The sequence below is a fragment of the Micromonospora alfalfae genome (assembly GCF_022230925.1).
GTDB classification, from domain to species: Bacteria; Actinomycetota; Actinomycetes; order Mycobacteriales; family Micromonosporaceae; genus Micromonospora; species Micromonospora alfalfae.
This window is the reverse complement of the sequence record NZ_JAKKFH010000012.1, coordinates 77603-99874: the sequence shown is the minus strand read 5'-3', so window position 1 is coordinate 99874 and position 22272 is coordinate 77603. Positions and strand designations below refer to the sequence as shown.

The 22272-nt window shown below is 70.0% G+C and carries 19 protein-coding genes and 2 pseudogenes; 2 read left to right on the top strand and 19 right to left on the bottom strand.

Going from position 1 to position 22272, the window contains the following annotated elements; genetic code table 11:
• The 19 genes and pseudogenes from nuoH to paaA all read right to left on the bottom strand — a co-directional run bounded on the left by nuoH (nt 1) and on the right by paaA (nt 19948).
• Entirely contained in the window at nt 1-1350 is a 1350-nt protein-coding gene (gene nuoH, locus MED01_RS12840) for an NADH-quinone oxidoreductase subunit NuoH (RefSeq protein ID WP_238668750.1), read from the bottom strand.
• Between the two features lie 61 nt (nt 1351-1411).
• Nucleotides 1412-3919 (bottom strand): NADH-quinone oxidoreductase subunit G, encoded by a 2508-nt coding sequence (locus MED01_RS12835; protein WP_238668749.1) that lies wholly within the window; start codon nt 3917-3919, stop codon nt 1412-1414.
• A 55-nt stretch (nt 3920-3974) separates the two neighbouring features.
• A complete protein-coding gene (gene nuoF / locus MED01_RS12830; protein WP_238668747.1) occupies nt 3975-5291 on the bottom strand; it encodes an NADH-quinone oxidoreductase subunit NuoF in 1317 nt (438 codons plus the stop codon).
• 338 nt (nt 5292-5629) lie between these two features.
• Nucleotides 5630-6487: pseudogene (nuoE, locus tag MED01_RS36340) on the bottom strand (NADH-quinone oxidoreductase subunit NuoE); the annotation flags it as partial.
• A gap of 109 nt (nt 6488-6596) precedes the next feature.
• Entirely contained in the window at nt 6597-7922 is a 1326-nt protein-coding gene (locus tag MED01_RS12820; protein ID WP_238668744.1) for an NADH-quinone oxidoreductase subunit D, read from the bottom strand.
• A gap of 55 nt (nt 7923-7977) precedes the next feature.
• Nucleotides 7978-8715 carry an NADH-quinone oxidoreductase subunit C gene (locus tag MED01_RS12815; RefSeq protein ID WP_112620361.1) on the bottom strand — a complete coding sequence of 246 codons (738 nt, stop codon included), beginning with the start codon at nt 8713-8715 and terminating at the stop codon, nt 7978-7980.
• The gene (locus MED01_RS12810) at nt 8712-9389 is read right to left on the bottom strand and encodes a NuoB/complex I 20 kDa subunit family protein (protein ID WP_238668742.1); all 678 of its coding nucleotides are present in this window, start codon (nt 9387-9389) and stop codon (nt 8712-8714) included. The genes MED01_RS12815 and MED01_RS12810 overlap by 4 nt, the downstream gene beginning before the upstream one ends.
• Nucleotides 9390-9403: 14 nt before the next feature.
• Nucleotides 9404-9769, bottom strand: coding sequence for an NADH-quinone oxidoreductase subunit A (locus MED01_RS12805; protein WP_007454588.1), 366 nt, complete (start codon nt 9767-9769; stop codon nt 9404-9406).
• Nucleotides 9770-9904: 135 nt separating this feature from the next.
• Nucleotides 9905-11182 carry a geranylgeranyl reductase family protein gene (locus MED01_RS12800; RefSeq protein ID WP_238668741.1) on the bottom strand — a complete coding sequence of 426 codons (1278 nt, stop codon included), beginning with the start codon at nt 11180-11182 and terminating at the stop codon, nt 9905-9907.
• Between the two features lie 140 nt (nt 11183-11322).
• Nucleotides 11323-11547: a hypothetical protein gene (locus tag MED01_RS12795; RefSeq protein WP_091395588.1), complete on the bottom strand. Its 225-nt coding sequence runs from the start codon at nt 11545-11547 to the stop codon at nt 11323-11325.
• An 87-nt stretch (nt 11548-11634) separates the two neighbouring features.
• On the bottom strand, nt 11635-12345 hold the full coding sequence (locus tag MED01_RS12790; protein ID WP_196920656.1) for a demethylmenaquinone methyltransferase: 711 nt from the start codon (nt 12343-12345) through the stop codon (nt 11635-11637).
• Between the two features lie 774 nt (nt 12346-13119).
• Nucleotides 13120-14175 (bottom strand): annotated as a pseudogene (locus tag MED01_RS36335) (cell wall anchor protein); the annotation flags it as partial.
• Between the two features lie 374 nt (nt 14176-14549).
• Nucleotides 14550-15740 (bottom strand): cyclic dehypoxanthinyl futalosine synthase, encoded by a 1191-nt coding sequence (gene mqnC, locus MED01_RS12780; RefSeq protein WP_238668738.1) that lies wholly within the window; start codon nt 15738-15740, stop codon nt 14550-14552.
• 70 nt (nt 15741-15810) lie between these two features.
• Nucleotides 15811-16212 carry a hypothetical protein gene (locus MED01_RS12775; RefSeq protein ID WP_238668736.1) on the bottom strand — a complete coding sequence of 134 codons (402 nt, stop codon included), beginning with the start codon at nt 16210-16212 and terminating at the stop codon, nt 15811-15813.
• On the bottom strand, nt 16209-17318 hold the full coding sequence (paaE, locus tag MED01_RS12770) for a 1,2-phenylacetyl-CoA epoxidase subunit PaaE (RefSeq protein WP_238668735.1): 1110 nt from the start codon (nt 17316-17318) through the stop codon (nt 16209-16211). The genes MED01_RS12775 and paaE overlap by 4 nt, the downstream gene beginning before the upstream one ends.
• Nucleotides 17315-17809: a 1,2-phenylacetyl-CoA epoxidase subunit PaaD gene (gene paaD / locus MED01_RS12765; protein ID WP_238668905.1), complete on the bottom strand. Its 495-nt coding sequence runs from the start codon at nt 17807-17809 to the stop codon at nt 17315-17317. The genes paaE and paaD overlap by 4 nt, the downstream gene beginning before the upstream one ends.
• Before the next feature lie 23 nt (nt 17810-17832).
• A complete protein-coding gene (gene paaC, locus MED01_RS12760; protein ID WP_238668733.1) occupies nt 17833-18558 on the bottom strand; it encodes a 1,2-phenylacetyl-CoA epoxidase subunit PaaC in 726 nt (241 codons plus the stop codon).
• Nucleotides 18555-18875 (bottom strand): 1,2-phenylacetyl-CoA epoxidase subunit PaaB, encoded by a 321-nt coding sequence (gene paaB / locus MED01_RS12755; protein WP_372493655.1) that lies wholly within the window; start codon nt 18873-18875, stop codon nt 18555-18557. The genes paaC and paaB overlap by 4 nt, the downstream gene beginning before the upstream one ends.
• Nucleotides 18872-19948: a 1,2-phenylacetyl-CoA epoxidase subunit PaaA gene (gene paaA, locus MED01_RS12750; RefSeq protein WP_238668732.1), complete on the bottom strand. Its 1077-nt coding sequence runs from the start codon at nt 19946-19948 to the stop codon at nt 18872-18874. Before paaA ends, paaB begins: the two co-directional genes overlap by 4 nt.
• Nucleotides 19949-20319: 371 nt before the next feature.
• Here paaA and MED01_RS12745 point away from each other — a divergent pair, with 371 nt between their 5' ends.
• Together MED01_RS12745 and MED01_RS12740 are read left to right on the top strand one after the other, a co-directional pair.
• Nucleotides 20320-21309 (top strand): hypothetical protein, encoded by a 990-nt coding sequence (locus tag MED01_RS12745; RefSeq protein WP_238668731.1) that lies wholly within the window; start codon nt 20320-20322, stop codon nt 21307-21309.
• Nucleotides 21309-22268, top strand: a complete 960-nt coding sequence (locus tag MED01_RS12740; RefSeq protein WP_238668730.1) for a serine hydrolase — start codon at nt 21309-21311, stop codon at nt 22266-22268. Before MED01_RS12745 ends, MED01_RS12740 begins: the two co-directional genes overlap by 1 nt.
• Nucleotides 22269-22272: the final 4 nt, after the last annotated feature.

Sequence of the window (22272 nt, the reverse complement as noted above, 5' to 3'; positions counted from 1 at the left end):
TCACACCTCCCTGGAGTCCGAGCCGGCAACGATGTTGGCCGGCTCCCGCTCGGCGACCACGCGCGTGATGCGCGGGCTCGGTGGTACCTGAAGATCCATCGGTGGCAGCGGGAAGCTCCCGTGCGGCCGGTTGTCGACCTGTTCCTGCGTCGTCGGCTTCGGCTTCGGGCGCCGGCTGGGCCAGAAGATCGTGGCGATCAGCAGGATGCCGGCCGGGATGCCGACGGCGATCACCTTGCCGCGGGTGTCCCAGTCCTCGATGGAGCGCAGGCCCGACAGGACCAGGATCCAGACCAGGTTGATCGGCAGCAGCACCTTCCAGCCGAGCCGCATGAACTGGTCGTACCGCAGCCGGGGCAGCGTGCCACGCAACCACACGAAGACGAAGACCAGCGCGATCACCTTGCCGAAGAACCAGAGCATCGGCCACCAACCGGAGTTGGCGCCCTCCCAGATGGTGATCGGCCAGGGTGCTCGCCATCCGCCCAGGAACAGCGTGGTGGTGACCGCGGACATGGTCACCATCGCGACGTACTCGCTGAGCATGAAGAGCGCGAACTTCAGCGAGCTGTACTCGGTCATGAAGCCGGCGACCAGCTCGGACTCAGCCTCGGGCAGGTCGAACGGCGCCCGGTTGGTCTCACCCACCGTGGCGATGAAGAAGATGATGAAGCTCGGCAGCAGCAGGATCGCGTACCAGCCCGGCGCCGGGATGGTCTGGCCGAAGACGGTCAGCTGGGTGCCGTCGCCCTGAGCGGCGACGATCCCGCTGGTGCTCATCGTGCCGGCGGTCATGAAGACCGCCACGATGCTGAGCCCCATGGCGACCTCGTAGGAGATCATCTGGGCGCTCGACCGGAGACCACCCAGCAGCGGGTACGTCGAGCCGGAGGCCCAGCCACCCAGCACGATGCCGTAGACACCCATCGAGGAGCAGGCGAGCAGCAGCAGCACCGCCACCGGCACATCGGTGACCTGCAACGGCGTGTGGTGACCGAAGATGCTCACCATCGGGCCGAACGGCACCACCGACAGGGCGGTGACCGCGCAGATCACCGAGATGGTCGGGGCGAAGAAGTAGACGACCTTGTCGGCCGCCTTCGGGAGGATGTCCTCCTTGAAGGCCATCTTCAGGCCGTCGGCGAGGGTCTGCAGCAGGCCGAACGGGCCGACCTGGTTGGGGCCGGGCCGCACCTGCATGTAACCCACCACGCGCCGCTCGAACCAGACGCCGAGCAGGGTGGCCAGCAGACCGAAGGCGAACGCGAAGACAATCTTGCCGAGAACCAACCACCACGGATCCCGGCCGAAGTCGGCCAGCGTCGGATCCTGGGCGAGGAGGGGACTCACAGTGCCCACCTTTCGTTCGCGACTGCGGGGCTCACTCGCTGCGCTCGTTCACTCCTCGCGCTCACTGGTTACCCCCGGAGTTGAGGAGCGGACCCGGGAGACCGGTCTCGTCGGCCGCCACGCGTCCGGCCGGGATGGCCGTACTCGGTGCGGGAACGGAGATCCGGACGACCGCGCCGGACGTCGCCCCGAGGCTGCGCCGCACGGTCGAGCCGGGTGAGTTGGTCGGCAGCCAGACCACGCCGTCCGGCATCTCGGTGAGTTCCGCCGGCAGGGTCAGCGCCCCGCGGTCGGTGCCGACAGTGACCGCGTCACCGTCGACCACACCGAGCGCCTCGGCGGTGCCCTTACCCAGCCGGACCACCGGCGGACGGGCGGTCCCGGCGAGGTTCTCGTCGCCCTCGGTCAGGGTGCCGAGGTCCACCAGCTGGTGCCAGGTGGCCAGCACGGCCTCCCCGGCGTTCGGCTGCGGCACCCGGCCCGGTGCGACAGACGGCGCGGACGGGCGGGACATCCGCGTCGCCGGCAGCGTGCCCAGCTCACGACGCACGCTCAGCACATCGGCCGTGCCGAGGCGCACGTCGAGCAGGGCGGCCAGCGCGTCGAGCACCCGGCCGTCGGTCATCGCTGCGGTGTTCAGCACCGCCTCGAACGGGCGCAGCCGGCCCTCCCAGTCCAGGAAGCTTCCGGCCTTCTCGGCCACCGGGGCGACCGGCAGGACCACGTTCGCCCGCCGGGTCACCGCGCTGGCGCGCAGTTCGAGGCTGACCAGGAACGGCACCGCGTCCAGGGCGGACTCGGCCAGGCGCGGGTCGGCCAGGTCGGCCGGGTCGACACCGCCGACGACCAGTGCGCCGAGCTGCCCGTTGGCGGCCGCGGTCAGGATGCCGTCGGTGTCCCGACCGGCCTGGCTCGGGATCACCCCGGCCGGGATGTCCCACGCCTCACCCAGCTCGGCCCTGGCGGCCGGCTCGGTCACCAGGCGTCCACCGGGGAGCAGGTTGGGCAGGCAGCCGGCGTCCACCGCGCCGCGGTCACCCGCGCGCCGCGGCACCCAGGCCAGCTTCGCGCCGGTACGCCGGGCCACGTCGGCAGCGGCGGAGAGCCCACCCGGCACGGAGGCCAACCGCTCGCCGACGATCAGGATCGCGCCCGGTGCGCTCAGCGCCTCGCTGACGGTGGCGTGCTCGGCGAGCACGCTGGCCTCCTCGCCCGGCACCACCCGGGCCAGCTTGGCACCGAGCTTCTCCAGGCCGCGGGTGGCGAAGGGCGCCAGCGCGTACACCGTAAGGGTCTTCTTCAGGTACGCCTTGCGCAGCCGCAGGAAGAGGATCGGGCACTCCTCCTCGGGCTCCAGGCCCACCAGCACCACCGCTGGCGCGTTCTCCACGTCGGTGTAGGTGACGTCGGTGACCCCGGCGACCGAGCTGGCCAGGAAGTCGGCCTCCTCGCGGGAGACCGGCCGGGCCCGGAAGTCGATGTCGTTGGTGTTCAACGCGACCCGGGCGAACTTGGCGTAGGCGTACGCGTCCTCGACTGTCAGCCGACCGCCGGTGAGCACGGCAGTGCCCTGCCCGCTCTCCCGAGCGATGTGCAGCCCCTCGGCGGCGACGGTGAGCGCCTCGCTCCAGGACGCCTCGCGCAGCTCACCGGTGTGCTCGTCGCGGACCAGCGGAGTGGTCAGCCGGTCGGCGGCCCGGGTGTACTGGAAGCCCCAGCGACCCTTGTCGCAGTTCCACTCCTCGTTGACCTGCGGCTCGTCGCCGGCCAGCCGGCGCAGCACCTTGCCGCGCCGCCAGTCGGTGCGCTGCCCGCAGCCCGCCGAGCAGTGCTCGCAGACGCTCGGGCTGGAGACCAGGTCGAACGGGCGGGCGCGGAAGCGGTACTGGGCACCGGTCAGCGCACCCACCGGGCAGATCTGCACCGTGTTGCCGGAGAAGTAGGAGTTGAACGGGACGTCGCCGGCGTCACCCTCTTCGCCGTACGCGTCGTCCCGGTAGATGTTGATCTCCTCGGCGGACGACCGGCCCATCAGGTCGATGAACTTGTCGCCGGCGATCTCCTCGGAGAACCGGGTGCACCGCTGGCAGAGCACGCAACGCTCGCGGTCCAGCAGCACCTGGCTGCTGATCGCCATCGGCTTCTCGTACTCCCGCTTGTGCTCGTGGAAGCGCGAGTCGGTGCGGCCGGTGGACATCGCCTGGTTCTGGAGCGGGCACTCGCCGCCCTTGTCACACATCGGGCAGTCCAGCGGGTGGTTGAGCAGCAGCAGCTCCATCACCCCCTCCTGCGCCTTCTTGGCGACCGGGGAGGTGATCTGGGTACGCACGACCATGCCGTCGGCGACGGTCTGGGTGCAGGAGGCGACCGGCTTGCGCTGCCCCTCCACCTCGACCAGGCACTGCCGGCACGCGCCGGCCGGGGCCAGCAGCGGGTGGTCGCAGAACCGGGGGATCTCGGTGCCCATCTGCTCGGCGACCCGGATCAGCAGCGTCCCCTTGGGGGCGGTGACCTCGACGCCGTCGATGGTGAGGGTGACGGTCTCGGTCTGCTTGGCTACGTCGGTCATCAGAGTCGCCTTCCATTCGCGACTGCGGGACTCGCAAGCTCATTCCTCGCGCTCATCAGTGCGCCCCTACCAGGGTCTTCTCCGACAGCTTGGGTGCGGTCCGACCCTCGATGTAGTCGAGGTAGTCCTGCTTGAAGTACTGCAGCGAGGAGGTCACCGAGCTGGTCGCGCCGTCACCCAGGCCGCAGAACGAGCGGCCGAGGATGTTGTCGCAGGTGTCCAGCAGGGTGTCCAGGTCTTCGTGGGTGCCCTGACCGGCGAGGATCCGCCGGTAGACCCGGACCATCCAGTAGTTGCCCTCACGGCACGGGGTGCACTTGCCGCACGACTCGTGGTGGTAGAACTCCAACCACCGGTACGTCGCGTAGACCGGGCAGTCCTGGTCGGAGAAGATCTGCGTGGCAGTGGTGCCCAGGATCGAGCCGGCCGCCGCCACCCCCTCGAAGTCCAGTGGCACGTCCAGGTGCTCGGCGGCGAGCAGCGGGGTGGACGAGCCGCCCGGGGTCCAGAACCGCAGGTTGTGGCCGGGCTGCATGCCACCGGCCAGCTCCAGCAGCTCGCGCAGCGTGACACCCATCGAGCACTCGTACTGGCCCGGGTTGACGACCCGGCCGGAGAGCGAGTAGATCATCGGCCCGGAGGACTTCTCGGTGCCCATGCTCTTCCACCAGTCGGCCCCACCGAGCACGATCGGCGGCACGCTGGCGATGGTGCCGACGTTGTTCACCACAGTCGGGCTCGCGTACAGGCCGTGGGTGGCCGGGAACGGCGGGCGCAGCCGGGGCTGACCCCGGAACCCCTCCAGCGAGTCAAGCAGCGCCGTCTCCTCGCCGCAGATGTACGCCCCGGCGCCGGAGTGCACCACCAGCTCCAGGTCGTAGCCGCTGCGCAGGATGTTCCGGCCCAGGTAACCCTTGTCGTACGCCTCCTGGACCGCGTTGCGCAGCCGACGCGCGGCGTGCACCGCCTCGCCCCGGATGTAGATGTAGGCGCGGGCGGCCCGGATCGCGTACGACGCGATGATGACGCCCTCGACCAGCGCGTGCGGGTCGTGGGTCATCAGCGGCAGGTCCTTGCAGGTGCCCGGCTCGCCCTCGTCGGCGTTGACCACCAGGTAGTGCGGCTTGCCGTCGCCCTGCGGAATGAAGCCCCACTTGAGGCCGGTGGGGAAGCCGGCGCCGCCTCGGCCCCGCAGCCCGGAATCCTTGATCAGCTGGATCAGGTCGTCCGGGTGGGCCTTGAGCGCCTTGCGCAGCGCGGCGTAGCCGTCCAACTGCTCGTACGTGCCGATGCGCCAGGCGTCCGGCGACAGCCAGCGCTTGGTCAGCACCGGCGTCAGCTTGGCCAGCGTCTCCGGGCGGGGAGTGGTCACTTCTGGGCCCCCGTTTCGTTCGCGTCCGCCGGTCCGGCGCCGTCGGCGTCCGTCCCAGCCTTCGCTTCGGTGAGGTTGCGCTCCTGCGCCCCGGCCTCGTCGCCGGCGGGCTTGCCGTCGCCGGCCGGCGGGTTGGCCGCCACGCCGGCGGCCTCGGCCGCCCGTGCGTCGCCAGCCTCGGGCGCGGTGCCGGTGGCGTCCGTCGGGACCTTCGTGCCACTGGCGTCCGGCGCTGCCGTGCCCGCGTCCGGCTGCCGGGTCTCGGCGGTACGCACCTGCGGCGACTTGTCGTCCGGTGCCTTGACGTCCCGCGTGGTGCTGCCGGTGGCGTCTGCCGGCTTCGCCGGCTCAGTGGCTCCTGCCGGCTTCGCGGGCTCGGCGACTGCGGCCGCCCCCGTCGGGGCGGACGCCCCGTCGCTGCCCTTGACCGGGGCCGCGCTGGCCTCGACGGGCGCCGGCTTGGCGGCCTCCGCCTTCGCTTTCGCCTCGGCGGCGGCCTTGTCGGCCTCGGCCTTGCTGCGGATCGGGGTGTTCGGGTCGAAGCCCGGCACCGAGACGCCGTGCTGCTGGGCCAACCGCAGCCCGCGCAGGGTGGGCTCACCCGGCCCGCCGTCGGCGACCGCACCGTCGCGCTCGTCGGCGAAACCGGCGAGCTGCACCGCCATCTCCTTGAGCGTGCAGAGCCGGGCACCCCGGGTCGGCATCGGCCGACCGCCGGCCCGCAACTCGTCGACCACACCGACAGCGGTGGAGGCGTCCACACCGTCGAAGAAGTCGTAGTTGACGGTCATCACCGGGCCGTAGTCGCAGGCCGCCAGGCACTCGGCGTGCTCCAGCGTGATCGTGCCGTCCGCCGTGGTCTCGTCGTGCCCGACGCCCAGGTGCTCGGCGAGGGTGTCGTAGACCTCCTGGCCACCGAGCACGTTGCACATCGTGTTGGTGCAGACGCTGACCAGGAAGTCACCGGTCGGCTTGCGCTTGTACATCGTGTAGAAGGTGGCCACCGCGCCGACCTGGGCCTTGTTCAGCCCCAGCACCTCGGCGCAGAACGCGACCCCGGCCGGGGAGACGTACCCCTCCTCGGCCTGGACCAGGTGCAGCAGCGGCAGCAACGCCGAGCGGGACCGGTCCGCCGGGTAACGGGCGATGATGTCGCGCGCCCGCTCCCGGGTCTCGTCAGTGAAAGTCGTCGTCATCAGAGCCGCCTTCCGTTCGCGACTGGGCTGCCCTCTGCCCGCGACTGCGGGGCTCGCTTCGCTCGCTCCTCGCGCGTGCGGCTGGGGCTCGCAAGCTCACTCCTCGCGCTCACCTGTCACACCCGCCCATCACCGGGTCCAACGAGGCGCCGCCGGCGATCACGTCGGCGATCAGACCGCCCTCGGCCATCGCCGGGAGGGCCTGCAGGTTGACGAAGCTCGGCTCCCGGTAGTGCACCCGGTAGGGCCGGGTGCCACCGTCGGAGACCGCGTGGACGCCCAGCTCGCCGCGGGGCGCCTCGATGGCGACGTACACCTGGCCGGGCGGGACCCGGAAGCCCTCGGTCACCAGCTTGAAGTGGTGGATCAGCGACTCCATCGACTGACCCATGATCTTCGCGACGTGCTCCAGCGAGTTGCCCATGCCGTCCACGCCGATGGCGAGCTGCGCCGGCCAGGCGATCTTGCGGTCGGCGACCATCACCGGGCCCGGACGAAGCCGGTCCAGTGCCTGCTCGACCAGCTTCATCGACTCCCGGATCTCGGCGAGCCGGACCTGGTAGCGACCCCACACGTCACCGTCGGGGTGGGTCGGCACGTCGAACTCGTACGTCTCGTAGCCGCAGTACGGCATGGTCTTGCGCAGGTCCCAGGCGAGGCCGGCGGAGCGCAGCACCGGGCCGGTGATGCCGAGCGCCACGCAACCGGTGACGTCAAGCACCGCCACGTTCTTCGTCCGCTCGGTCCAGATCGGCTGGCCGGAGAGGAGGTCCTCGTACTCCTTGAGCTTCTTCGGCATCATCTTCAGGAACTCGCGGATCTTGACGATCGCGTCGTCCGGCACGTCCTGTGCCACACCGCCCGGCCGCACGTACGCGTGGTTCATCCGCAGGCCGGTGATGGTCTCGAAGATGTCGAGGATGTACTCCCGCTCGCGGAAGCCGTACAGCATGATCGAGATCGCGCCCAGCTCCATGCCGGTGGTGGCCAGCCAGACCAGGTGCGACGAGATCCGGTTGAGCTCCATCATCAGCACGCGGATGGTGGTGGCCCGCTCGGTGATGTCGTCGGTGATGCCGAGCAGCTTCTCGACAGCGAGGGCGTACGCCGTCTCGTTGAAGATCGGGGCGAGGTAGTCCATCCGGGTCACGAACGTCGAGCCCTGGACCCAGTTGCGGTATTCGAGGTTCTTCTCGATGCCGGTGTGCAGGTAGCCGATGACCGAACGGGCCTCGCGGACCGTCTCGCCCTCCAGCTCCAGGACCAGCCGCAGCACCCCGTGCGTGGACGGGTGCTGCGGACCCATGTTGACCACGATCCGCTCGTCGTTGATCGGGTCGGTGCCCGAGACGATCGTGTCCCAGTCCCCACCGGTGACGGTGAAGACCCGACCCTCGTCGGTTTCGCGCTCGCTGGCGTAGTTCGACGTCGTCACAGTGCCGGCCCTCCGATCCCGACTGCGGGGCTCCGCTCCGCTGCACTCCTCGCGCTCACTGGTACGACCTCCGCTCGTTCGGCGGCTGGATCTCCGCGCCCTTGTACTCGACGGGGACGCCGCCGAGCGGGTAGTCCTTCCGCTGCGGGTGGCCCTCCCAGTCGTCCGGCATGAGGATCCGGGTCAGGTTGGGGTGGCCGTCGAAGACGATGCCGAACATGTCGTACGCCTCGCGCTCCTGCCAGTCCGCCGTCGGGTAGATGGCGGTCACGCTGGGCAGGTGCGGGGCCTCGACGGAGACCGCGGCCTCCAGCCGGACCCGCCGCCGGTACGTCATCGAGGTGAGCAGGTAGACCACGTGCAACCGGCGCTCGTCGGCGCCCAGGTAGTCCGCACCGGACACCGAGGAGCACAACTCGAACCGCAGCGCCAGGTCGTCCCGCATCACCTGGCACACCTCGGCGATCCGCTCCGGGCGTACGTGCAGGGTCAGCTCACCCCGGTCGACGACAACCTTCTCGATCGCGTCGTTGAAGGCCGGGTACGCCTCCTCCAGCGCGTCGCGTACCTCGTCGAAGTAGCCCCCGTACGGCCGGGACGCCTCCTCGATGGGCTGGCGCTGGCGGACCAGGCCGCCGTAGCCGGACACGTCGCCGGTGCCCTGGTTGCCGAACATCCCGCGACCGGCCGGGCTGGCCGGCGGGAACTCGGCGGGGGCACCACTGGTGGCGCCGGCCGGCACCACCGGCAGCGGTACTCCGCCGTCGTTTGGCTTGTCCGTGGGTGACGTCATTTCGGGCCTACCTGCGGGTGGAGGTGGTTCTGAGCGTTCATCCAGTTCTCGATGCGCAGCTGCTCCTCGCGGCCCTCACGGACCGCCCGGGTCCACTCGGCGCGCCGGGACTTGTCGCTGCGGTACGAGGAGGGCATCGAGCCGTAGGGCACGATCGGAACGTCACCGCGCTCCTGGCGGGCCGCGAGCATCTTGCGGCCGTTCGGGCCCAGCGGCTCATACATGATCTTCTCGCGGAGCTTGAGGATCGCGTCGATGAGCATCTCCGGCCGGGGCGGGCAGCCGGGCAGGTACATGTCGACCGGCACCACGTGGTCGACGCCCTGCACGATCGCGTAGTTGTTGAACATGCCGCCGCTGCTGGCGCAGACGCCCATCGAGAGCACCCAGCGCGGCTCGGCCATCTGGTCGTAGATCTGGCGCAGCACCGGTGCCATCTTCTGACTCACCCGGCCGGCCACGATCATCAAATCGGCCTGCCGGGGGGACGCCCGGAAGACCTCCATGCCCCAGCGGCCCATGTCGTAGTGCGGACCACCGGCGGCCATCATCTCGATGGCGCAGCAGGCCAGGCCGAAGGTCGCGCCCCACACGGACGACTTCCGAGACCAGTTGACCAGCTTCTCCACCGAGGTGAGCAGGACGCCGGCGGGAAGCTTCTCCTCGATGCCCATCTGACGTTCCTTCCTCAGTCCCAGTCCAGGCCGCCGCGCCGCCACACATAGGCGTACGCAACGAAGACCGCGACGATGAACAGGACCATCTCCACGAAGCCGAAGATCGGCAGAGCGTCGAACGAGACCGCCCAGGGGTAGAGGAAGATGATCTCGATGTCGAAGACGATGAAGAGCATCGCCGTCAGGTAGAACTTGATCGGGAACCGCCCGCCGCCGACCGGCTGCGGGCTGGGCTCGATGCCGCACTCGTAAGCCTCGAGTTTGGCCTTGTTGTAGCGACGGGGACCGGCGAAGCGGGCGGCGCCAACGGAAAACAGCGAGAACGCCGCGGCGAGGGCGAACAGCCCGATGATCGGTGCGTAAGGCGAGAGCGACATCGTTTTCTCCTGCTCGTCCTTCCCTGCCCTCGGTGCTTGACGAAAATCACACTATTCACGTCCCTCGCAGTGGCAGTCGGCGGGGGTCGATCTTTGTCGGCATCGGCGCCGTGACCAGCGCCGATGCCGTCCTACCTAGACGGCCGGGGCGGCCTTCGTCATCGCGTTGATGACCCGATCCATCGCATCCCCGCCGCGCGGGTCGGTCAGATTGGCCAACAGCTTGAGCACGAAACGCATCAGCGTCGGGTGCGGCATGCCGTGTTTGGTGGCGATCCGCATGATCTCGGGGCGGCCGATCAGTTTCACGAAGATGCCGCCCAGCCGGTAGTAGCCGCCGAGCCGCGCCTTCAGCTCGTTCGGGTACGCCAGCAGCGCGCGCTCGCGTTCCGGGCCGGCCGGGCGGGCGAGGGCCTGGACCATGACCTCCGCGGCCAGTTCGCCGGACTCCATCGCGTACGCGATGCCCTCACCGTTGAACGGGTTGACCATGCCGCCCGAGTCACCGACCAGCAGCACGCCCCGGGTGTAGTGGGGCACCCGGTTGAAGCCCATCGGCAACGCGGCACCGAGGATCGGGCCGTCGGCGTTGGTCTCGTCGGTCATCCCCCAGTCTTCCGGGGTGTTGGCGAGCCAGTCGGTGAGCAGCCGGCGGTAGTTGGTCTTGCCGAACGCCGAGGACGAGTTGAGCACGCCGAGCCCGACGTTGACCCGCCCGTCACCGAGGCCGAAGATCCAGCCGTACCCGGGCAGCAGGTTGTCACCGCTGTCCTTGCTGCGCAGCTCCAGCCAGGACTCCAGGTAGTTGTCCTCGTGCTTGGCCGGCGAACGGTAGTAGCGGCGGACGGCCACACCGATCGGCCGGTCCTCCCGCTTGGCCAGCCCGAGCGCGAGTGGGAACCGGCCGGAGACGCCGTCCGCGGCGACGACCAGCGGGGCGTGGAAGGTGGTGGGCTCCTTGCCCGGCCCGACCTCCGCCTCGACGCCGGTGACGCGGCCATCGTCGTCGAGCACCGGGCCCAGCACGTTGACGCTGGTCCGCAGTTTCGCGCCGGCGGCCACCGCCCGCTGGGCGAGCAGGTCGTCGAAGTCCAGGCGCGTGCGCACCAGACCGTAGTTGGGGAAGCTGGCCAGCTCCGGCCAGTCCAGTTCGAGGCGCACCCCGCCGCCGATGACCCGCAGACCGCGGTTGTGCAGCCAGCCTGCCTCGGGCGAGGTGTCCACACCCATCCGGACGAGCTGGCGCACCGCGCGAGGGGTCAACCCGTCGCCGCAGACCTTCTCCCGGGGGAACTCGGTCTTCTCCAACAACAGCACCCGTACGCCGTGCCGGGCCAGGTGGTACGCGGTCGCTGACCCACCGGGACCGGCGCCCACGACAATGACGTCGGCATCGTGTTCCACCGCGGTCATTTCGCGCCTCCTCCCGCACGCTCGTGAAATGCTTCACAAGCCAGACGGGACGAGTGTATGACCGGCGTCATACCAGCGCAGGATCAGGGGTACCTAACTCGCCGATGTGACAGCTCACCACCGTCCACAGCGGTCAGGTGTCACGCCGGGCTGGAGGCGTCCAGGCCCGCATCGACCCGAATTGTCTCCGGTAGATGCTCGCGGAGCGCCCCACCCGCCGCCCGATCCAGAGCCGCCAACACCTCGGCGACCACCTGCCGGACCTCCACCGGGTCGGCACCGGCCAACTCGCGCAACTGGGAGATGAGTTCGGCCGCGTCGTCGTCGGTGGCGGCCACCGGGTCCGCCGGGTCTGCTCCGGTCATGCGATCGAGCGTACCGGGCAAAGTGGACTAAAGACCGATATTAACGAAACCTGAATAATGTCCGTACCGGGCGGGTGCGGTACCCCGCTACTCGCGGATCCCCCGGTGCAGGGCCACCACGCCACCGGTCAGGTTGCGCCACGCCACGCGCCCCCACCCGGCCGCCGCCACCCGGCCGGCCAGCGCGGACTGCGCCGGCCAGGCCCTTACCGACTCGGCGAGATACACGTACGCCTCGGGGTTGCTCGACACAGTGCGGGCCACCGCCGGCAGCGACCGCATCAGGTACGACAGGTAGACCGTCCGGAAGACCGGATTGACCGGGGTGCTGAACTCGCAAACCACCAGCCGGCCGCCCGGCCGGGTCACCCGGGCCAACTCACGCAGCGCCGCGTCGGTGTCGTTGACGTTGCGCAGCGCAAACGAGATGGTCACCGCGTCGAAGCTGGCGTCGGCGAACGGCAGCCGCAGCGCGTCCCCCGCCAGCAGCGGCACCTCGGGCCGGGCCCGCTTACCGGTGTGCAGCATGCCCAGCGACAGGTCGACCCCGACCGCGTACGCCCCGGACTGGGCCAGCTCGCGCGTCGAAACGCCGGTGCCCGCCCCCACGTCCAGGACCCGCTCACCCGGCCGCAGCCCGAGCGCCGCCCGGGTGGCCCGCCGCCAGGAACGATCCTGTCCCAGCGAGATCACCGTGTTGGTCAGGTCGTAACGCTCTGCCACGCCGTCGAACATCGCGGCGACCTCGTGCGGCTGCTTGTCCAGACTGGCGCGCTGGCCCTGCGGGGTACGGCTCACCCCCTCACTCTGCCAGCCGCCCGCCAACCCTCGTTCGCTGGGTGGGCGGCACACACCCGGTACGCGAAAGGGCGGGGTGGTCGCCCACCCCGCCCTCGCGTCGTGCCCGCGTCAGTGACAACTCGGTCAGGACGCCTCTCGCCATCGCACCCGTCGCTGGCGCGCCTCGTCTGCGCGCCGCTGGTCAGGGCACCGGTGTCAGTCGGTCGACTTCTCGTCGGTCGGCGAGACCAGGACCACCTTGCGGCGACGGGTGAGCACCAGCAGCGCCCCACCCACCAGCAGGATGATCACGCCGATGCCGCCGATCAGCCCGACCTGCACACCGGTCACCGGCAGGCCGCCACCGCCCGGGCCACCACCGGCGGAGCCACCACCGGCACCCGGCGAGACGGTAGTGCCCGGCGTCGCCGTACCGCTGGGGATCGGCGTCGGCGTGGCCGTCGGCGTCTCCGTCGCGGTCGGCGTCGGCGTGGGCTTCTCCGTCGGGGTCGGGGTCGGGGTCGGGGTGACGGTGGGCGTCTCGGTCGGCGTGACAGTCGGCGTCGGCGTCGGCGTGACCGTCGGCGTCTCGGTCGGCGTGACCGTCGGCGTCTCGGTCGGGGTGACAGTCGGCGTCGGCGACTCGGTCGGCGTGACAGTCGGCGTCGGCGTGACAGTCGGCGTCGGGGTCGGCGTCTCGGTCGGGGTGACAGTCGGCGTCGGCGTCGGCGTCTCCGTCGGGGTCGGCGACTCCGTCGGCGTGACAGTCGGCGTCGGCGTCGGCGACTCGGTCGGGGTGACAGTCGGCGTCGGCGTCGGCGACTCGGTCGGGGTGACAGTGGGCGTGGGCGTCGGCGTCGGGTCGACGGCCAGGTCGACGAAGACGTCGAAGATCGCCTGGTTGTCGCCCTCGTCGATCTCGGTGAAAGCCTTCCGCTGGGCGGTGTTGGCCCGCCGCGGCTGCTCCTCGGGCCTGCCGGCTGCCACGTCCAGGCCGTGCGCCACCAGCTCGCCGACCCGCAGCACGGGCTCGGTGACGTCCTTGCCGACTGTCACCTTGATGTCCGCGGTGTAGTAGTCACCGGGCCGGATCACCGCGCCGTCGTCCTGGCAGAGCGCCTGAGCGACGCCGAAGGTCTGCGTGGTGCACGTGTCCGGCAGGGTATCGAAGGTGACGCCCGCCGGGAGGGTCAACACGTAGGCGAGGCCGGTGGCCTTGCGGCTGCCGTCGTTGTAGACCGCCCAGTCGACCGGCACCGTCTCGCCCGGCCGCACCGGCCGAAGGTCGGGGTCGTCGCCGTTGACGCCGTTCACCACGACGTTCGCGTTGACGTCCTGCACCCAACTGGTCAGGTCGTATCCGGGCTCGGTGACGGTGATGTCGTGCTCGACCTTGTTGTCGTCCTCGTTCGGGTCCTCGGTGGCCGAGCGGATGGTGACCACCAGAGTGCCGGCGTCACCCTTGCCACCGGTGGAGAAGATCGGGATACCGAAGTCCTCGCTGGTGCCGGCGGCCAGGTCGCCGAGGCGGCAGGTGAACTTCTTGCCGTTCACCCGGCAACCGTCGGGCACCACGACCCGCACCTTGTTCGTCTTCAGCTTGCTGGTGTCCACTGTGTAACTGACACCCTTGGCGTCTTCCTTGCTCCGGGTGTTGTCGACCGAGAACTTGAACGGCTTGCTCTTGGCCTCCGTCACACCCTTGGCCAGGTTGTAGCTGAGCGGCACCAGGGCCAGGTCGGCCTCCTCGGCCGCCAGCACTGGAGCGGCCACGGCGGCGATGCCGCCGGCCGCGAGCAGCGCCACGACACTGGCGCGTACCAGCGTCGAGCGGTGGAACGCTGTCATCAGTCCCCCGGGGGTAGGGAAGAAAGAATGGTTGCGGAACGAGCGGACGTTATCGGAGGCCGATCTGCCACGCCAGCAGGCGGAGCCGTTTTCATCCGTCCGGTCCGAGCTGGGCAGACAGTACGGGCGGGATGGTCACCCATCCCGCCCGTACTGCCGTGCGTTATATGAACGACCCGCAGCGGGCCGATGGAGGACAGCCTCTTCCGTCGATGGTGGCGACGGATATGAGCCGGGACGCTAGCCGCCGACGATCATCTCCACCAGCCCCGCACCGGAGAGGCTGACGCTGCGGCGGCGGGGACCACCCGTACCGCCGGGGTGATCCGGCGGGAGCATGAGCGTCTATCAGCCGAACGGCCGGGTGCCGACAGTCAGCTGACGTCCACCAGGGGCAGGGATCGACCCGCGCCGCCGCCGGGCAGCGCGATCGAGGAGAAGTGCGAGACCACCCGCTCATCGGTCGGGTCGTCGGCCGGCGTGTGGTGCACGGCGAGCCGGTTGTAGAGGGTGTCGCGCTGCGCCGGGATCCGGTCCGCCGAGCGGATCATGCCGATCAGCTCGTGCAGGTTGGAGCGGTGCCGGGCACCGGCGGAGGAGATGACGTTCTCCTCCAGCATGATCGAGCCGAGGTCGTCCACGCCCATGTGCAGCGCGAGCTGCCCGACGTCCTTGCCGGTGGTCAACCAGGACGCCTGCAGGTGCGGCACGGTCTCGAAGAAGAGCCGGGCCACCGCGACCAGCCGCAGGTATTCCAGGGTGGTCGCCTGGGTGCGGCCCTTGAGGTGGTTGTTCTCCGGCTGGTACGTCCACGGAATGAAGGACCGGAAACCGCGGGTGCGGTCCTGCACGTCACGGATCATGCGCAGGTGCTCGATCCGCTCGGCGTGCGTCTCGCCGGTGCCCATCATCATGGTGGCGGTCGACTCGATGCCCTGCCGGTGGGCCAGCTCCATGACCTCCAGCCAGCGCTCGCCCGACTCCTTGAGCGGGGCGATCGCCTTGCGGGGCCGCTCGGGCAGCATCTCCGCGCCGGCGCCGGCGATCGAGTCCAGCCCGGCGGTCTTGATCCGGGCGATGGCCTCGTCCAGGCTCACCCCGGAGACCTTGGCCATGTGCAGGATCTCGCTGGGGCCGATCGAGTGGATGACCAACTGCGGGTACGCCTGCTTGACCGAGGAGAACAGCTCCTCGTAGTACTCCACGCCGTAGTCCGGGTGGTGCCCGCCCTGGAGCATCACCTGGGTGGCGCCCAGCTCGACCGCCTCGCCGCAGCGGCGCAGGATCTCCTCGGTCGGGTGGGTCCACCCTTCCGTGTGCTTGGGCGCCCGGTAGAACGCGCAGAACTTGCACGCCGTCACGCAGACGTTCGTGTAGTTGATGTTGCGGTCGATCAGGTAGGTGACGACGTTGTCCGGGTAGCGCCGCCGACGCACCGCGTCCGCCGCCTCGCCCAACGCGTGGAAGGGCGCCTCGGTGTAGAGCAGCAGCGCCTCCTCGGGCGTGATCCGCCCGCCGTCAGCGCCACGCTGCAGGATGTCGTCGATCTCCCGGCTCACCGTCACACCCCGAGCCTACGTCGGCCCACCCGACTCGACCGCCGGACCCCGCCGGGTGCGGCACGTCCCACAGCCGTCAGTCTTCGCGTACCTCGACGTGGACGCCGTAGGTGCCGCGCAGCTCCGCCGCGAACTCCGGCCCCGCCCACGCCGGCATGTACGCCTGCCACCACGGCTGCTCGGAGCGCCCCGGCATCGGCCGCGCGGAGAGCACCGCGCGGAACCGCTCGTCCGCCGCCTCGATCCGCTCCCGGACCCACCCCATCTGCGGAAAGCCGGACAGCCGTTCGTCGGTCAGCACCCGTTCGATGGCGTCGCGGACGCTGAGGTCGAACCAGTACTCGTCGAGGTTGTCGTGATAGCCCGCCTCGCAGAACTCGACGAACTGCTCCCACCCCTCCACGTAGCCGGTCGGCCGCCGTCCCCCGGCGACCTCGGCGAACCGCTCGACGAACTCCCTGTCGTTCGGCGTCGTCATGCGTCGTAGTCGACGGTGAGCTTGTCGGTGGTCGGGCTGGACTGGCAGGTCAGCACGTAGCCGGCGGCCAGTTCGTCGGGCTCCAACGCGTAGTTGCGGGCCATCGTGACAGCGCCGTCGACGACCTTCGCCTTGCAGGTCGAGCAGACGCCACCCTTGCAGGCGTACGGCAGCTCGCCCCGCACCTTGAGCGCGGCGTCCAGCACCCGTTCCTCGCGACCCATCGTGAAGCTCGACGACCGGCCGTCCAGCACGATGGTCACCTCGGCCCCGGCGCCCGCCTGGTCGACGGGTCGACGGACCGGCTCCGGCGGCGTGTCGACGTGGAACAACTCGGTGTGCACCGCCGACTCGGGCAGCCCGCGTGCGGTGAGCACGTCCCGGACGTCGACCACCATGCCGTACGGGCCGCAGAGGAACCACTCCTCGATCAGGTCGCCCGGCACGATGGTGCCCAGCAACCGGCCCAGCCGCTCGGCGTCGATCCGACCGGAGAGCAGCGGCGACTCGCCCTGTTCCCGGGAGAGGACGTGCACCAGGTGCAACCGGGTCGGGTAGCTGTCCTTCAGGTCGGCCAACTCCTCGGCGAACATCACAGTGTTCGCCGTGCGGTTGCCGTACACCAGTGTGAAGGTGCTGGCCGGTTCGACGGCCAGGGCGGTCGCTACCAGCCCGAGCACCGGCGTGATGCCGGAGCCGGCGACGACAGCGCCGTAGTGCCGCACCCGGTCCGGCGCGAACGCCGTGGTGAAGGTGCCCAGCGGCGGCAGCACCTCGACGGTGTCGCCGCCGCGCAGCGCCCCGCAGGCGAACGCCGAGAACGCGCCGCCGGGGATCTCCCGCACCCCGATCCGCAACCGGCCGTGCCGGGCCAGGTCGTCGGGGGTGGAGCAGATCGAGTACGACCGGCGCACGTCGGCGCCGTCCTCGGCGGCTCGCCGCACTGTGAGGTGCTGGCCCGCGCGGAACGCGAAGGTTTCCCGCAGTTCCTCGGGTACGGCGAAGGTGACCGCCACGGAGTCGTCGGTGAGCCGGTCGACGGCGGCTACGGACAACGGGTGGAAAACCGGCCGGCGGCGAACCGGGCGGGTGATGGTGACAGTCACAGCGCCTTCAGGTGGTCGAAGGGTTCGGAGCAGGAACGGCACCGCCACAGTGCCTTGCAGGCGGTGGAGCCGAACCGGCTGACCTGCTCGGTCTCCGGCGAGCCACACTGCGGGCAGCGGACCGCGAGCGTCAGCGACACGACGCCGGCGGTGCCCACCGGGGCCGGCGGGGCGATCCCGGCGGCGGCGAGCTTGGCCCGCCCACCCTCGGAGATCCAGTCGGTGCTCCACGGTGGGCTGTAGACGGTCCGGACCTCCGCGTCCGGGTGGCCGGCAGCGGCGAGCGCGCGGCGGATGTCGGCCCGGATCACGTCCATCGCCGGGCAGCCGGTGTAGGTCGGGGTGATGGTGACGGTGACCCGCCCACTGGCCGGATCCTCGTCGACCGCGCGCAGGATGCCCAGCTCGTCGATGGTGATGACCCGGATCTCCGGGTCCACGACGCTCGCGGCGGCCTGCCGTGCGCTCGCCCTGCCGGTGGCGTTCGCGATGGTGGGGCTCGCGCTCCTCGCGCTCACCACTTCGCTCCGGGGTGGGCTCGGTGCAGCACCTGCATCTCGGCGAGCAGGTAGGCCAGGTGCTCGGTGTGCACACCGGCCCGCCCACCGGCGGGGGCCCAGGCACCACCCGGCTGGGTGAGCGTCGCCTCGGCCAGCACCGGGCCGACGACCTCGTCGAACGCCGGCCGCAGGGTGGCCGGGTCGACCGGCGCCGCCGGGTCCGCGACGAACAACTCGTGGGTGTACGGCCACACCTGGTCGACGGCCGCCTGCATCCGACGATGCGACTCCTCGGTGCCGTCACCGAGCCGCTTCACCCACAGCGCGCCATGGTCCAGGTGGTACGCCGACTCCTTGCGCGCCTTCGCGCCGATCGCGGCCAACCGCTCGTCCGCACAGCCGGCCAGCGCCGTGTACAGCGGCAGTTGGTACGCCGCCAGGAAGAACAGCTTGGCCATCGTCACCGCGAAGTCGTCGTTGGGCAGCTCGACCAGGAGCACGTTGCGGAACTCGCGGTCGTCGCGCAGGTACGCCAGCGCGTCCTCGTCGCGGCCGGCGCCCTCCAGCTCGCCCGCGTACGACAGCAGCAGGCGCGCCGCGCCGAGCTGGTCGAGGGCGATGTTGGCCAGCGCGATGTCCTCTTCCATCTCCGGCGCGCGGGTGGTCCACTCGGCCAGCCGCTGGGCCGCGATCAACGCGTCGTCGGCGAGGGAGAGGGTGAAGTCGAAGGGCCCGTTCACAGGTGGGCCACCCCGTCCGGCACCTCGTAGAAGGTGGGATGGCGGTAGACCTTGTCGGCGGCCGGGTCGAAGAAGGCGTCCTTCTCGTCCGGGCTGGACGCGGTGATCGCGCCGGCCGGCACCACCCAGATCGACACACCCTCCTGGCGGCGGGTGTAGAGGTCGCGGGCGTTGCGCAGGGCAAGCTCGGCGTCGGGGGCGTGCAGGCTGCCGACGTGCGTGTGCGACAGCCCACGCCGGGCCCGTACGAAGACCTCCCACAGAGGCGAATGACTCGTCATGCCGGGTTGCTTGGCTTGCTCGCTACGCTCGCTCACGCGGCCACCGTCTCCTTCTGTCCCGCCCGCTTCGCGGCGTATGCCGCGGCGGCCTCGCGTACCCAGGCGCCGTCGGCGTGCGCGGCCCGGCGGTGGGCCATCCGCTCCCTGTTGCACGGCCCGTCGCCGGAGATCACCTGCATCAGCTCGTCATAGTCCGGCTGGGTGTAGTCGTACGCCTGCCGCTCGTCGTTCCAGCGCAGGTCGGCGTCGGGGATGCGCAGCCCGAGGATCTCGGCCTGCTGGACGCACATGTCGACGAAGCGCTGGCGCAGATCGTCGTTCGAGAAGCGCTTGATCTTCCAGGCCATCGACTGGGCGGAGTGCGTGGAGTCGCCGTCCGGCGGGCCGAACATGGCCAGCGACGGGTACCACCAACGGTCCACGGAGTCCTGGGCCATCGCCTGCTGGGCGGGGGTGCCGTGCGCCAGGGTGTGCAGGATCTCGTAGCCCTGCCGCTGGTGGAACGACTCCTCCTTGCAGACCCGGATCATCGCGCGGGCGTACGGGCCGTACGAGCAGCGGCAGAGCGGCACCTGGTTGACGATCGCCGCACCGTCCACCAACCACCCGATGGCGCCAACGTCGGCCCAGCTGAGGGTGGGGTAGTTGAAGATCGAGCTGTACTTCTGGCGGCCGTCGAGCAGCAGTTGGACCAGCTCGTCGCGGCTGATGCCGAGGGTCTCGGCGGCGGCGTAGAGGTAGAGGCCGTGACCCGCCTCGTCCTGCACCTTGGCCAGCAGGATCGCCTTGCGCTTGAGCGACGGCGCCCGACTGATCCAGTTGCCCTCCGGCTGCATGCCGATGATCTCGGAGTGGGCGTGCTGGGCGATCTGCCGGATCAGCGTCCGCCGGTACGCGTCGGGCATCCAGTCGCGGGGCTCGATCTTCTGCTCGGCGTCGACGACCTCGGCGAAGTACGCCGCCAGGTCCTCGTCCGGCGCGGGCCCGCCACGCCGCCCGCGCGCGGCCGCTGCCCGCAGCTCAGCCTCGGCGGCCTCGACCTCGCCCAGCAGGCCGCCGGATGCCTCGTCGGTGGCGCCGTTCGGGGCGGAGAAGTCGTTGCCATACATGAGGCTAAGTGTTACAGCTTGCGCCGCGTTGCACCAGGGGGTGTAACAGGAATCCGCGCATCCCATCTGTGAGCGCATGAGCGCTTTGCGCTACTTGGACACCGTCATCTCGTCGTGACCTAGGCCACGAAACAAAGGTGAATCCCTGCAAAAACCTCATACCGGCCCCATAGCCCGCCTTTATCGCAGGTTGCCTAGTGTCGAACCCTGGCGGTCCGCCGGTCCGGACGTAGACTTCTGCCGGACAACCGATCGGCTGCCGACATCGACATATCTACTGAGGCCACCTCCCCCGGCCCCGGCGATCGCATCCGATTCGTCCCGACGACAAGCCGGTCCCCCCGGCCCTGACACCTGGAGTTCACCCACTCATGCGATCTCGCGTGACCCTGGTGCTCGCCATCACGGCAGTCGTGCTCGGCGGCGTCCTACTGGTCCCCACCGCGTACGCCCGACTCGCCAGTGACGACAGCGGCGGAGGCGGCGGCGGAGGTACGTCGACCGTCGCCGCGCCCGCGCCCACCCCACCACCGCCGCCCACCCTGGCGGCCGGCCCGGTGTCGGTGAGCTTCAAGGGTGAGTTCTTCTCATGGGCCCTGATGGATCGCAAGACGGGCAAGATCTCCGGGTCGTCGAACATGACCGCGACCAGCTCCACCGAATCGATGATCAAGGCGTGGATCGTCTCCGACTACCTGCGACAGCTCGGCGACAGGGAACCGCCCGCAGCGATGAAGGAGGCGGCTCGACTCGCCATCGTCGACAGCAACGACAAAGCCGCCAACAAGGTCCACGCCGCTGCGGGTGGCTCCTACAAGCCCTCGTCGAGCAGCGTTCCGGACGCGGTGATCCAACGGGCGATCAAGATCTGCGGGCTGACCGACACCAAGCGCGGCAACACGCAGCCGTACACCGGCTTCTGGAGCTATACCCGCATGTCTCCCCGGGACGCGGTCCGGGTCGGCGACTGCATCGCCGACGGTAAGGCTGCCGGCCCGAAGTGGACCAAGTGGGTGCTTGAGCAGATGAGCAAGGTCAAGGGCACCACCGCGGCCAAGGACCAGAAGGCCTCGTACGGTGGTGGCCGCTGGGGGATCATCGACGGTCTACCGAAGTCGATCACCGCCCAGGGTCCGGTCAGCATCAAGAACGGCTGGACCCCGATCTATGGCGACGGCAACTGGCACGTCAACTGCCTCGCCGTCACCAGCAAGTGGAGCCTCGCGGTGATGCTGCGCTACCCGATCAGAACCGGTCTGGACTACGGCGCGAAGGTCTGCGCCAGTGTGGCCACCCAGCTGGTCACCCCGCAGCCGGGCGCCGCGCTCAAGGTGCCGCAGCAGCCGGTCGGGAAGCTCTGATGGCCGGCAACCGTCGGGTCGATCGCGGCGGCGGCGAGACCTCTCCGATTCGGCTGATCGCCGTCGCGGTCATCCTCGTCGGGCTGGTCCTGGTGTCGTTGCGGCTACTACCCGGGTCGCCGTTCGAGTCGTCCGCAGCGGCCAAGTGGGGTGACGCGGGCTCCGGCACCAGCGACCGCCCCACCGGCGCCGGCACCGACCGCAGCGCCCGCCAGCCGTCCTCGCCGTCACCGAGCCCCAGCCCGTCGCTGGAGCCGCTGCCCTTCGTGGCCAAGAACCTCGATCTGGACATCGAGGGCTGGTACTCCTGGAGCGTCCTCGACCGCCGAACCGGAAAGATCATCGGTTCGAAGAACATGGGCGAGACCAGCACGACCGCCTCGATGATCAAGGCCTGGATCGTTGCCGACTACCTGCGTCGCGCTGCCGATGCCGGCCAGACGCCGAGCGACGCGAAGCTCGCCGACGCGACGCGGATCATCCGGGACAGCGACAACACCCGGGCCGAACAGTTCTACAACCAGGTCGACCGGGACGCCTCGATCAAGCGGCTCATCTCCATGTGCAAACTGACCGACAGCAGTGTCGCCCCCGACGGCGGCTGGAGCCGGACGGCGCTCTCCCCCCGGGACACCGCCCGGATGGGCAACTGCATCGTCACCGGCACCGCCGCCGGGCCGAAGTGGACCAAGTGGCTGCTCAACGAGATGAAACTGGTTCGCGGTGCCGGTGACTTCGGCATCCGCAAAGCCTTCCCGGCTGCCGAGCAGAAGAAGATCGCCATCAAGAACGGGTGGATCGACCGGACCAGGGAGCAGGAGATGCACATCAACTGCCTGGCCATCGGCGACACCTGGACGATGGGCGTGATGGTCAAGTACCCGATCAACATGGGCTACGACTACGGCATGAAGAACTGCGAGAAGATCACCGAGGCGCTCCTGCGCCCCGGCACCTGAGTCG

What these genes read in the sequence shown, in the direction of transcription:
- MED01_RS12815 (WP_112620361.1), bottom strand. Translation starts at nt 8,715, where the DNA reads ATGACGTCACCCACGGACAAGCCAAACGACGGCGGAGTACCGCTGCCG.
- MED01_RS12775 (WP_238668736.1), bottom strand. Translation starts at nt 16,212, where the DNA reads ATGACGACGCCGAACGACAGGGAGTTCGTCGAGCGGTTCGCCGAGGTC.
- MED01_RS12805 (WP_007454588.1), bottom strand. Translation starts at nt 9,769, where the DNA reads ATGTCGCTCTCGCCTTACGCACCGATCATCGGGCTGTTCGCCCTCGCC.
- MED01_RS12745 (WP_238668731.1), top strand. Translation starts at nt 20,320, where the DNA reads ATGCGATCTCGCGTGACCCTGGTGCTCGCCATCACGGCAGTCGTGCTC.
- paaA (WP_238668732.1), bottom strand. Translation starts at nt 19,948, where the DNA reads ATGTATGGCAACGACTTCTCCGCCCCGAACGGCGCCACCGACGAGGCA.
- MED01_RS12795 (WP_091395588.1), bottom strand. Translation starts at nt 11,547, where the DNA reads ATGACCGGAGCAGACCCGGCGGACCCGGTGGCCGCCACCGACGACGAC.
- MED01_RS12740 (WP_238668730.1), top strand. Translation starts at nt 21,309, where the DNA reads ATGGCCGGCAACCGTCGGGTCGATCGCGGCGGCGGCGAGACCTCTCCG.
- MED01_RS12835 (WP_238668749.1), bottom strand. Translation starts at nt 3,919, where the DNA reads ATGACCGACGTAGCCAAGCAGACCGAGACCGTCACCCTCACCATCGAC.
- MED01_RS12810 (WP_238668742.1), bottom strand. Translation starts at nt 9,389, where the DNA reads ATGGGCATCGAGGAGAAGCTTCCCGCCGGCGTCCTGCTCACCTCGGTG.
- MED01_RS12800 (WP_238668741.1), bottom strand. Translation starts at nt 11,182, where the DNA reads ATGACCGCGGTGGAACACGATGCCGACGTCATTGTCGTGGGCGCCGGT.